This window comes from Dactylosporangium sp. NPDC050688 (genome assembly GCF_040654515.1).
Taxonomy (GTDB): domain Bacteria; phylum Actinomycetota; class Actinomycetes; order Mycobacteriales; family Micromonosporaceae; genus Dactylosporangium.
In genome coordinates this window covers 1-11,206 of the sequence record NZ_JBFAIC010000137.1, presented here as the reverse complement: position 1 = coordinate 11,206, position 11,206 = coordinate 1, and the positions used below count along the sequence as shown (strand labels likewise).

The 11,206-nt window shown below is 74.6% G+C and carries 12 protein-coding genes; 2 read left to right on the top strand and 10 right to left on the bottom strand.

Annotated features, from left to right (window positions below; genetic code table 11):
• A partial coding sequence (locus AB0H83_RS50915) for an acyl-CoA dehydrogenase family protein (protein ID WP_360110996.1) occupies nucleotides 1-267 on the top strand: 267 nt, incomplete at its 5' end.
• Here the strand turns inward: AB0H83_RS50915 and AB0H83_RS50910 are convergent.
• From AB0H83_RS50910 to AB0H83_RS50880, 7 genes are all read right to left on the bottom strand, one after another.
• Nucleotides 245-1,060, bottom strand: coding sequence for a hypothetical protein (locus AB0H83_RS50910; RefSeq protein ID WP_360110993.1), 816 nt, complete (start codon nucleotides 1,058-1,060; stop codon nucleotides 245-247). The genes AB0H83_RS50915 and AB0H83_RS50910 overlap by 23 nt on opposite strands.
• Nucleotides 1,053-1,883, bottom strand: a complete 831-nt coding sequence (locus AB0H83_RS50905; RefSeq protein WP_360110990.1) for a CoA ester lyase — start codon at nucleotides 1,881-1,883, stop codon at nucleotides 1,053-1,055. Before AB0H83_RS50905 ends, AB0H83_RS50910 begins: the two co-directional genes overlap by 8 nt.
• Nucleotides 1,880-2,764 (bottom strand): hypothetical protein, encoded by an 885-nt coding sequence (locus AB0H83_RS50900; RefSeq protein ID WP_360110987.1) that lies wholly within the window; start codon nucleotides 2,762-2,764, stop codon nucleotides 1,880-1,882. The genes AB0H83_RS50905 and AB0H83_RS50900 overlap by 4 nt, the downstream gene beginning before the upstream one ends.
• Before the next feature lie 13 nt (nucleotides 2,765-2,777).
• On the bottom strand, nucleotides 2,778-3,557 hold the full coding sequence (locus AB0H83_RS50895) for an SDR family NAD(P)-dependent oxidoreductase (RefSeq protein ID WP_360110984.1): 780 nt from the start codon (nucleotides 3,555-3,557) through the stop codon (nucleotides 2,778-2,780).
• Nucleotides 3,557-4,204 carry a cysteine hydrolase family protein gene (locus AB0H83_RS50890; protein WP_360110981.1) on the bottom strand — a complete coding sequence of 216 codons (648 nt, stop codon included), beginning with the start codon at nucleotides 4,202-4,204 and terminating at the stop codon, nucleotides 3,557-3,559. The genes AB0H83_RS50895 and AB0H83_RS50890 overlap by 1 nt, the downstream gene beginning before the upstream one ends.
• Nucleotides 4,201-6,330, bottom strand: coding sequence for an MmgE/PrpD family protein (locus tag AB0H83_RS50885; RefSeq protein WP_360110978.1), 2,130 nt, complete (start codon nucleotides 6,328-6,330; stop codon nucleotides 4,201-4,203). The genes AB0H83_RS50890 and AB0H83_RS50885 overlap by 4 nt, the downstream gene beginning before the upstream one ends.
• A gap of 102 nt (nucleotides 6,331-6,432) precedes the next feature.
• Nucleotides 6,433-7,023 (bottom strand): MarR family transcriptional regulator, encoded by a 591-nt coding sequence (locus AB0H83_RS50880; protein ID WP_360110975.1) that lies wholly within the window; start codon nucleotides 7,021-7,023, stop codon nucleotides 6,433-6,435.
• Nucleotides 7,024-7,103: 80 nt separating this feature from the next.
• Between AB0H83_RS50880 and AB0H83_RS50875 the strand changes: the two genes are divergently transcribed.
• Nucleotides 7,104-7,847 carry an arylmalonate decarboxylase gene (locus tag AB0H83_RS50875; protein WP_360110972.1) on the top strand — a complete coding sequence of 248 codons (744 nt, stop codon included), beginning with the start codon at nucleotides 7,104-7,106 and terminating at the stop codon, nucleotides 7,845-7,847.
• Between the two features lie 81 nt (nucleotides 7,848-7,928).
• Here AB0H83_RS50875 and AB0H83_RS50870 read toward each other — a convergent pair whose 3' ends face one another.
• From AB0H83_RS50870 to AB0H83_RS50860, 3 genes are all read right to left on the bottom strand, one after another.
• Nucleotides 7,929-8,396 (bottom strand): hypothetical protein, encoded by a 468-nt coding sequence (locus AB0H83_RS50870; protein WP_360110969.1) that lies wholly within the window; start codon nucleotides 8,394-8,396, stop codon nucleotides 7,929-7,931.
• Complete coding sequence (locus AB0H83_RS50865) at nucleotides 8,393-9,850, bottom strand: aldehyde dehydrogenase family protein (RefSeq protein ID WP_360110966.1); 1,458 nt, start codon at nucleotides 9,848-9,850, stop codon at nucleotides 8,393-8,395. Before AB0H83_RS50865 ends, AB0H83_RS50870 begins: the two co-directional genes overlap by 4 nt.
• Nucleotides 9,847-11,206, bottom strand: a 1,360-nt coding sequence (locus AB0H83_RS50860; protein WP_360110963.1) for a UbiD family decarboxylase, incomplete at its 5' end; no start/stop codon positions are given. The genes AB0H83_RS50860 and AB0H83_RS50865, both read right to left, overlap by 4 nt.

Below are 11,206 nucleotides of genomic sequence, written 5' to 3'. Positions count from 1 at the left end.
GCGCTGATGGTCAACGCCGCCCGGCTCAAGGACGCCGGGCAGCGCAACGACGTCGAGGCCGGCATGGCCAAACTCCTGGCCAGCGAGTACTGCGCCGAGGTCGTCCAGGAGTCCTTCCGCATCCACGGCGGCTACGGCTACTCCAAGGAGTACGAGATCGAACGCCTCATGCGCGAGGCACCGTTCCTGCTCATCGGCGAAGGCACCAGCGAGATCCAGAAGACCATCATCAGCCGCGGACTGCTCAAGGAGTACGGGGTCCGCTGACGACGCGGGCGGTCACGTGTACACCGTCCACGGTGGACAGTGACAGCTCGTCGGTGCCGGTGATGCGGGCCTCCTGGCCGCAGAACAGCGGCCGCACGTTGCGGTGGGTCACCTCGCGCACCGGACCGGCGCCGCGCAGGCGGACGGTCTCCAGCAGCGCCAGGGTCATCAGCGGCCCGTGCACGACGAGCCCCGGGTATCCCTCCACCCCCATGGCGTAGGCCAGGTCGTAGTGGATGCGGTGGCCGTTGGCGGTCGCGGCGCTGAACCGCATGAGCCGCACCGGGTCGGTGCGCAGCAGCCACTCCCCCGGCCCGTCCGGCGTCAGCAGCGCGTCGACCGAGGACGCCTCCGGCAGCACCGGCGTTACGGAGCTCGGGGGCGAGGCCGGCCGGTACACGATGTCCTGCGTCTCGACCACGGCCAGCACGCCGTCGGCACGGGTGAGCCGGGTCTGCACCGTGGACAGGACGAACTCGCCCTGGCGGCCGGACTTCGGGGTGGTGGAGAGGACCTCGACGGTGCGATCGACGGTCGAGCCGACGGTGATCGGGGCGAGCAGGCGCACGGTGCCGCCGGCGAACATGCGGCGCGGGAAACCCGGCGGATGCGGCGGCGTCACGTGCCGCGGGTGCCCGTCGGGTCCGGTCTGCCCGGCCGGCGGCCACGCCGGCAGCGCGGCCCAGTGCCACAGCGGCGGCAGCGGGTCACCGGGTCCGGGCGCGGGCAGCCCGGTGTCGAACAGCGCGGCCAGTGCCTGCACCGGGCCGGCCTGCACCAGCACCTCAGCCATCGACTCCTCCTCGCTCCAGCAGCCGGCGGGCCCGTTCGACGACCGGCCGGTCGACCATGCGGCCGTCCACGGTCACGACCGCCCCGCCGTCGGCGGCCGCCGCGACGATCCTGGCCGCCCAGGCCGTCTCCTGCGCCGACGGGCGGAACGCGGCGGCGACGAGCGGGACCTGCCGCGGGTGGATGCACAGTTTGCCGGTGAAGCCGAGGCTGCGGGCATAGGTGACGTCGCCGGCCAGCAGCGCGTCGTCGGACAGGTCGGTGGTGACGCCGTCGATCGGGCCGGGCAGGCCCGCCGCCGCACTCGCCAGGACCAGCGTGTGCCGGCAGGTGGCCAGCGCCGCCCGGTCGGCGGGGTCGACGCCGAGCTGAGCGGCGAGATCGAGGTGGCCGAACGCCAGCCGGGCCACCCCGGGGACGCGGGCGATCCGGGCCGCGTCGAGCACCCCGGCCGCGGTCTCCACGAGCGCGATCACGACCGGCGAACGGCCCAGCCGGCCGGTGAGGGCCTCGATCGCCGCCGGGTCCTCGGCCTTCGGCAGCATGACCGCGGAGTCCACGGTGGACAGTGCGGCGACGTCGTCGTCGTGCCACTCGGTGCCGATGGCGTTGATGCGTACCGCGGCCCGGTTGCCGGCGGCCAGCCAGGCGAGCGCCGCCGAACGGGCCGCAGCCTTGTCCGGCGGCGCGACCGCGTCCTCGAGGTCGATGACGACGGGGGCGCCGGTGCCGGCCGCGCGGTCGAAGCGCTCGGGCCGGCCGCCGGGCACGAACAGCACACCCGTGGCGCGCGCGATCCGGTCAGCGAACGCAACGCCGCTCACGCCGTTGCCTCCGCTGCTGCCGGGACCTGGGCGGTGAACCAGTCGGCCACGGTGCCCGGGTCCGCGAAGGTGACCGACGGGTCGGCGGCGAGTTCCTCCACGACGCCGAAGAAGCCGCCGACGCGGTGCGGCACGCCCAGCAGGTGCGGGTGCATCGGCAGGGCCAGGACCCGGGCGCCGTGCTCGGCCCGGGCCTCGGCCTTGAGGACCGCGACGGTGTCCCGGACCCGCCGCACGTACTCCGGCATCGGCTGGTGCTCCACCGCGACCACCACGCTGTCGTTGAGCTCCAGGTTGTACGGCAGGGCCAGCAGCGGCGGCGCGGTGGTCATCCACAGCGGATGGTCCGCGACCGCCCAGTCGAGCACGTAGCGCACGCCGAGCTCGGCCAGCACCTGCGGGGTGTGAACGGTCTCGGCCAGGCCGGGCCCCATCCAGCCGCGCGGGCGCCGGCCGGTGCTCGCGGTGAGCAGGTCCAGCGACTCCTGGATCACGACGCGCTCGTCGGGGGCGCCGGTCACCGCCTCCTGGCGCACGCCGTGCGCGATGAACTCCCAGCCGGTGGCGAGCAGCAGCTCGAACACGGCCGGATAGTCGGTGTGGATGGCCGCGTTGACGCTCAGCCCGACCGGCAGGCCACGCCCGGCGAAGCCGTCCACGAGCCGCTCGACGCCGGCCCGCAGGCCGTAGTCGACCCAGCTGAAGTTCGGCACGTCGGGCACGTTGTCGCGGCCGTGCGGGGCGGTGAGCAGCTTGCGTGGCATCGGCCGGTCGAAGGGCCACGACTCCACGTTGAGGATCGGCATGACCACCAGGTCGGCGCCGTCCGGGCCGGCCAGCCGGGGCAGCTGCGCCGGCAGCCGGTGCGGTATCCACGTCATCGCGACGATGCTCCTATCGGGTCTGGCCGCCGTCGACGGTGATGCTGGTGGCCACGATGTGCGCGGCCCGTGGCGACAGCAGGTACGCGGCCGCCGCGGCGACGTCCCCGGGCTCGGCCGGATGGCCGGCGGGAATCTGGGCGTCGAGGGTCGCCGCCGCGGTGGCCTCGTCGACGCCGGCGGTGGCCGCGCGGTGGGCCAGCAGCGCCGCGTACCGGCCGGTGCGGGTCGGGCCGGGGTGCAGCCCGGCGACACCGATGCCGTGCGGCGCGAAGAAGCGGCCTGCGCTGGCGACGAGGCCGTCGAGGGCGGCGTTGACGGCGGTCGAGGTGACCATGCCGGGCGGCGCGTCGCGGGCCGCGTTGCCGGCGACGAGCACGATGCGTCCGCCTCCGCCGTCGCGCATCAGCGCCGCGGCCGCGCGCATCGCCCGTACCGAGGCCAGAAATTTCGTGGTGAACGCCGTCTGCCAGGCGTCGTCGTCGATCTCGTCGAACGTGCCGATCGGGGTCGATCCGACGCAGGCGAGCAGCCCCCACAGCGGCGCTTGGCGGGCCGCCGCCGCGGCCAGCGCGGCCGTGCCCTCGGTCGTGGTCAGGTCGGCGGCGACGACGGTGACCTCGGGTGCGCCGTCCCTGCGGGCCTGCGCGGCGAGCGCCTCGAGCCGGCCGGGGTCGCGGGAGGCCAGGACGAGCCGGGCGCCCTCGGCGGCCAGTTGCAGGGCGGCGGCCCGGCCGATGCCCGCCCCGGCGCCGGTGACGGCGACAAGACGGCCGGCGAGTTGCAGGTCCATCAGGCGTCCTTCCAGAGCCCGGCGAGCTCGTCGGTGGTGCAGACGGTGGCGTAGCGGTGCCGGGCCGTCTCCAGCGCGGCCTCGTGCAGCGGCACCGACCACGAGCCGCAGGCGTCCTCGGGCAGTACGACGTAGTAGTCCGCGCTGAACGCCTCGCGGGCGGTCGCCTCGACGCACACGTTGGTGGAGACGCCGGCGCAGATCACCGTGCGCACCCCGGCGGAGCGCAGCAGCAGGTCCAGGTTGGTGCCGGCGAAGGCGCTGTAGCGGTACTTCTGCACGACCACGTCGCCGTCCTCGGGGGCGAGCTCGTCGATGACGCGCTGCCCCCAGCTGCCCTGCACGCACAGGTCGGTGACGGAGAACGTGGCCCGCGACCGCGCGTCCAGCCACGGGCCGGAGTCGCTGGCGTGCCCGGGCAGGGTGGTGTGCTGCGCGTGCACCACGAACACCCCGGCCGCCCGCGCCGCGGCCAGCAGCCGGCGCATCGCCGGGATCACCCGCCGGCCGTGGTCGAGGGACCGGCCGCCGCGGGTGGCGGTCTTGCCCCGCGGGTCGAGGAAGTCGTTGCACATGTCGACGAGCACGAGGGCGGTGTGTGCCGGCTGCACCTTCTCGGCGAGGGTGCCGAGGATCTGCGGCATCATGCCCGGACCAGCTCAAGCAGCTCGTCGCCGGGGCCGTCGACGCTCATCGCGGCCCGCCAGCGCCGCGCGGCGCCGTCGTCGCCGAGCACCGGCGCGGTCAGCAGCCGGAACTTGGCCTCCAACTGGGCGTCGGTCATCGGCGCGGCGACGCTGCCGGTGGCGTGCTGGACGGTGAACGTGTGGGTGACGCCGCCGGGCAGCCACACCTGGACGCGGCACGCGTCCTTCGGCATCGCCGGGTCGGTGACCGCCTCGACCTTGCGCCGCAGGCCGACCACCTGCGGGTCGCTCGCCCGCGCGTCGGTGTACTGCGCCGGGCCTGCCCCGCCGTCGAGCATCCCGACCGCGAAACAGTGGTACACCGAGAACTTGCTCTGCAGCCCGTTGACCGGCTCGCGCACGCCCATCACCTCCAGCACCACCGGCCGGACCGTCACCACGACCCGTTCGATGTCCGCGGTCGGCAGTCCGGCGTCCCGCGCCGCGATCGCCGCGTCGATCACCGGGTGGGAGACGATGCCGCAGCTGTACGGCTTGAAGGCGTTCTGTTCCACCTCCCACTCCTCGCCGAGGCGCTCCAGCGCGGCGGCAGGGTCGTAGGCGGGCGCGAGCGCGGCGGCGAGGCCTGCGGGCGCGCCGAACGGGTCGGCGGCACCGGTCAGCCCGGCGCGGGCCAGCAGCGCCGCCTGCAGCCCGTCGGCGGCCGACCGGCCGACGTGCAGCGCCTTCGTCATCGAGCCGAGCTGCTCGGTGACGCCGGCGGCGAGCGCGCCGGCGATCGCCAGGGCGTGCCGGGTCTGCTCGGCGTCCAGTCGCAGCACCCGGGCGGCGGCCGCGGCCGCGCCGACGTGCCCGGCGGTGCCGGTCACGTGCCAGCCGCGGTCGAAGTGCCCGGGCCCGAGCGCGATGCCGACCCGGCTGCCGACCTCGATCCCGGCCACCACGCCGGCGAGCACGTCCCGGCCGTCGGCGGCCACGACGGCCGCGGCGGCGAGGGCGGCGCCGACGACCGGGGCGCCGGGGTGCAGCACGGTGCGCAGGTGCGTGTCGTCGAAGTCCTCGACGTGCATGGCGTACCCCATGAGCAGCGCCGCCGCGTATCCCGACACGGTCTCGCCGCGCCCGGCGACCGGCACGTCGCCGCGCAGCCCGAGGTCGCGCAGGGTGTCGGCGACGGCCAGCACGGCGGGGTGGCTGGCGGCGTCGACGGCGAGGCCGATGACGTTGGCCAGGGCGCGCCGCCCGGCGTGGCGGGCGCTGTCGGGCACTGTGTCGAGGTCGAGCCCGCTGGCGAAGGCGGCCAGCCGCGCCGCGAGATCCGTACCGGTGCCGGGTTGGCTGGGTACGGGTTCAGCAGCCGCCGGGGTCGTGTGGCGCTGGGGCGCCAGGACGGTCCAGACGGTGCCGAAGCCCTCCAGCAGGGTGGCCGCGGCGGCCCGGTCGCCGTAGGTGAACAGCAGCCCGCGTGGCCCTTCCAGGGCGGTCGGTGAGGCCGTGACGCCGTGGCCGGCCAGTGCCGCGGCGAGCACGCCTGCGGCGGCGGCGAATCCGGGTGTCAGGTCGCCCAGCGGCGTCGCGTCGTGCACCCGGTGGCCACCGGTGAGGCTGGCCGCGATGCACAGCGCCGTGGTCAGCCGGCCGTGCGTGGCCCCGCCGGCAAGGCATGCCGTCACGGCCGCCCCGAGCACGCCGGCGCTGCCCGCCGGGTCCCAGACGGCCGCGTGGCGGGCCCCGAGGGCGGCGGCGAGCCGCACGGCCAGCTCCGCGCCGATGAGCACGGCCAGGGCGGGATCGCATCCGGCGCCGGCGGGGTCGCGGGCGGCGGCCGGCCGGGACGCCTCCATCCCGGCGGCCGCCGCCGCGCACACCCGCCACGCCCACGCCGCCGGCTCGGCGGACCGGTCCTGGCGGTGCCAATCCTCAGGCAGGGCCGCGGCCAGCAGGGCGGTGGTGAGCGGGTCCGTGGTGTCCGGGCCGTACGGCGCCTGTGCCGCGATCCGGTGCAGCGCCGGCGCGGGCGGCGCGCCGGACGGCCCTATGGCCGCCTTCGCAGCTGCCAGTGCGGCGGCGTCGACCGGCGCGGCGCAGGTGCGCAGCACATGATCGGCGAACGTTGATGCGAGCACGGCCCAACCCCCAACACTCAACTACAGTGCTTAAGTGAGGTTAACTACTTGAGGGCGTCGAGTCCAGGACGGGTCGGTCACAACCTCGCTGGGCGGGGTGGTTCAGGCAGACGTCGCCGCCCGCGCGGTGCGGCCGGGCTTCGCCGCCGCCTCGTCGGCCGGCCCCAGCTGCAGGCCGGCCCGCAGGCTCTCGCCCACCGGCGATCCGGACTTGATCCCTACGAAGAACGCCAGCACCACCAGTGCCGCTTGGCGCTGGTCGTCCGACAGTTGGCGGTGGAACAGTGCCACGTGCGCCTGGACCTGCTCGTTGATCTCGGCAAGCACCGGGGCGACTTCGGCGGTGGCGACCACGCGGGTCATCCGCTTGTCCTGGTCGGTGCGCTGCCGCTCGACCAGTCCGCGCCGCTCCAGGTCGCGGACGAGGCGCGAGGCGAACGCCGGGACCACGTCGAGACGCTCCGCCAGCTGGCTGACCGTCAGCGGCTCGTCCATCACGCCGAAGATCTGGATCAGCGCCTGGTGCGCCAGCGGGTCGAACCCGTGGTCGCGGGCGGCGTCGTCGACGATGCGGATGACCTTGCGGATCACGTAGCGGGCGATGGCGACGGCCTGCACGTACGTCTTCTGATCGGTGACCTTCTCCTGACCGTTCTGCACCCAGGCAGCCAGCGCGATCTCGGTCTCGTTCACGTGCGTTCCCTTCACCGGGCCCGTTAGAGCCTCAAGTATCACACTAGGAATAAGTACCCAGGCTTATTATGCTGATGACCATGGTACTTCCGACAGCCATCCGCAATAAGTGGGGCGTCATCATTCCTTCGACGAACGTCATGGTCGAGCATGACCTTGCCATGCTCTGCCCGTCCGATGTGACCTTCCACGCCGGACGCGCATACATCAGCAAACCGTCGATGGCCTCCGACGCCGACGCCAAGACCCTGCTCGACCAGATGGAGGCCTCGTTCGACGTGGCCCTGCGCGACGTGCTCACCCTGGCCCCCGACCGCATCGTCATCGCCATGTCGGCCGAGGTGATGCGGCGCGGCGTCAAGGGCGGCGCCGAGTTCGTCGACGGCATCGCCCAGAAGACCGGCCTGCCTGTCACCACCGGCCCGGCCGCGGTCATCGCCGGCCTGCAGTGCATCGGCGCGACGCGCATCGCCGTGCTGACGCCATACCAGCCCGAGTCGGACCGGTTGACCAGTCAGTACCTCCAGGAGTCCGGCTTCGACGTGGTGCACGTCAAGGGCCTACGCCGCACCTCCGCCACCGACATCGCCGCGACCACCCCCGACCAGGTCATCGCCGGGCTGCGTGTCCTGGCGACACACAGTCCCGACGCCATCGTAGTGGCCGGCACCAACCTGGGCGCGGTGACACTGGCCGCCGAGGCCGAGCACTGGCTGGGTGTCCCCACGATCGCCATGAACGCCGCCACGGTCTGGCACGCCCTGCGCGAGTCGGGCATCCCCGACCGCCGCACCGACGCCGGCTTCCTGCTCCGCGACTTCTGACCCGCCGCTCCCGGCGCTGCCGCGGCGGCGCCGGCCGGGGATGCCGGCGCCGTGACCCTCAGTGGGTGACCGGAGCGCCGGCTACCGCAGCGGGGTGAACGTCCAGCGGCGGGAGCTGGCGTACCAGGGCAGGGCCGCCACCTCCGCCCGCTTCGGACCGCGCTGGGCGGCGGCGCGCTCAGGGCCGTCGAGGACCTGCAGGTCGGCCAGCTCGTGCAGCACGAAACAGTTGCGCTCACCCGGCGGGACGTCACGGGCGAGCAGGCGACGCACGCGCAGCCACGACGGGGCGGCCAGCAGCAGCGGGGCGTGCTCGGTGTCGTACCAGTCGTCGAACTGGGCCAGCCCCGACGGCGGCACCGCGAAACTCACCATCAGCAGGTAGGCGCCGGGGGTGGCCGGGCCGGAGTCGGCGCGCACCTCGCACCGCCGGCCACCGGCGACGGACTCGTGCGGCACCAGGGCCAGCCCGTCGGCCGGGTCGTCGACGGAGATCCAGCGCTCGACGAGCGGCAGCGTCCCGACCGGGCCGCGCAACAATGTGATCACCAGCGGGTCCTCATGTTGACCGCCTTCACCTCGGCGTACGTCCGCAGCTCGTCCAGCGTCTCCTCGCGGCCGAGGCCGCTGTCCTTGACACCGCCGAACGGCTGACCCCAGTAGTGCCGGCTCACGTCGTTGACCCAGACGTAGCCGGCGTGCAGGCCGCGGACCACCCGCATCGCCTGCTGCAGGTCGTTGGTCCACACCGCGCCGGTGAGGCCGTACTCGACCGCGTTGGCCTGCGCCAGCACCGTGTCCACCGAGGACCAGCGCAGGACGGACACGACGGGGCCGAAGATCTCCTCACGGGCGATGCGCATGTGCGGCTCGACCCGGTCGAACAGGACCGGCGGCTGGAAGAACCCGCCGGGCAGGCAGGGATCCGTGCCCGAGGCGACGATCCGGGCGCCCTCGCCGCGACCGGCGGCGACGTAGCCGGCCACCCGGTCGCGGTGGGCGGCGGAGACGAGCGGGCCCATGGCGGTGCCGCCGTCATAGGCCACGCCCGGCACGAAACGGGCGATGCGCTGCGCCACGGCGTCCACCACGGCGTCGTGGACGTCCTCGTGGATGAAGACCCGCGACGTGGAGCCGCACGACTGCCCGGCGCAGCTGTCGAGGTTCATGCCGGCCACGACGGCGTCAGCGACGGCCTCGACCGGCGCGTCGGGGAACACGATCATCGCGTTCTTGCCGCCGAGCTCCAGCGACACGTGCTTGACCGAGCCGGCCGCCGCGGCCCGCTGGATCGCCAGGCCGGTGGCGACGCTGCCGGTGAAGCCGATGCGCCGCACCAGCGGGTGGCCGACCAGCGCGGCGCCGGCCTCGGCACCGCCGGTGACGACGGTGAACACGCCCGGCGGCAGCACCGCCTGGGCGATCTCGGCCAGCCGCAGCGCCGACAGCGGCGTCTGCTCGGCCGGCTTGAGCACCACGGCGTTGCCCATCACCAGCGGGGGCAGCATCGCCTTGATCGCGAAGTACGCCGGGTGGTTGTACGCCACGATGCGGGCCACCACACCGAACGGTTCGTACTCGGTGAAGTGCAGGTCCCGCGGGTCGATCGGGATCGTGGCGCCGCCGGTCATCCCGGCCACGGCCGGCCAGGTGACGAACTGGTGCAGGCAGCGCTCGACGTCGGACAGCATCGCCGGGTACGGGTTGCCGCCGTCCAGCGCGTCGAGCATCGCCAGCTCGTGGCGGTGCTCGCGGACGGCGGCGCCGAGCGCCTCCAGCAGCCGGCGGCGGCCCGGCACGCCGAGGTCGCGCCAGGCGGGCTGGGCGGCCGCGGCGGCCCGCACGGCGCGGTCGACGGTGGCGGCGTCCGCGACCGGCACGTCGGCCAGCGCGGCACCGGTCGACGGGTCGAGCGTCGGCGCGTGGCGCAGGCCGGCGACCGGCTCCCCGGCGACCAGGATGCGCGGTGCGATCCGGTCCCGGACGATCTGCGGATCGATCATGGGGCACCTGACTCGGGGAACAGCTCGGACCAGCGGGCGCGGACCCGCTCGCGGGCACCGGCCGGCACGTCGGCGATGACCGCGCGCTCCGGGTCGGCGCCCAGCGGGCGGGTCGCGTCGATGCCGAGCTTGGAGATGGTCCGGCCGACGGACATCGGGTCGACCGGGTTGGACTTCATGCCGGGCACCACCAGCAGGTCCTCATGGGCCCGCATCCGGGTCGCGACCGCCCACTCGACCTGCCGGGGGTCGGCCGGGTCGATGTCGTCGTCGACGACGGTGACGTGCTTGATGAGGTCCTGCGCGGTGAACGCGGCCAGCATCGCCAGGCGGGCCTCGCCCGGGTTGCGCTGCTCGATCGCGATGACCGCATGGAAGCGGCAGCTGCCGGCCTCGGTGAGCACGACGCGGCGGGTGCTCGGCACGACCGCGCGGACCGCCCGCAGCAGCGTCGCCTCGCGCGCGACGGCGCCGGTGACGAGGTGCTCGGGGTGGTTGCCGCCGACGATCATCGTCAGCCACGGGTCGCGCCGGTGGGTGACCGCGGTGACCCGCAGCACGGGGTTGTCACGCATCGGCGCGTACAGGCCGGGAAACTCGCCGAACGGACCCTCCGGGGCGCGGTCGCCCGGGTGCAGCAGCGCCTCGACGACGATCTCGGCCTCGGCCGGGACGAGGACGTCGACCGTGCGGCCGCGGACCATCCGCAGCGGCTCGCCGAGCAGCGCCCCGGCGGCGTGCGCCTCGTCGAACGGCACGAGCAGCTGCGAGGCGGCCACGACGGCGGGGTGGCAGCCGAGCGCGACCGCCACCGGCATCGGCTCGCCGCGCGCCCACCACTCCTGCAGGAACTGCCAGGAGTGGGTGGGCGCGAAGTTGACGCCGAGCCGGTCCGGGCCCTGCACCTGGAGCCGGGCGATGGCGAGGTTCTGCCGGCCGCCGCCGGGCGGGGCGCACAGCAGCACGCCGGCGGAGAGGTACCGGCCGCCGTCGCGCTCGCTGATCGCCGGGATCGGCAGCAGCGCGGTCAGGTCGATGCCGTCGGTGACGACGACCTCCTGGCAGGGGCCCTCGTCGAGGACCGCCGGCGGGACCGGGGTGTCGAGGGCGGCGGCGAGCACCTCGCCGAGCCGCTCGTCGTCCACGCCGAGCACGCAGGCGAGCTTGTCGCGGGTGTTGAGCAGGTTGCCGACCAGCGGGACCCGGTAGCCGGGCACGTCGTCGAAGCGGACCGCCGGGCCGTGCGCCAGCTCCCACAGCACGGCCGCCGCCTCGTACTCCCAGCCGACCGGCTCGGAGACGACGACGGCCTTGCCGTGCCGCCGCAGGGTCTCGAACGCGCCCCGCAGGTCCTGC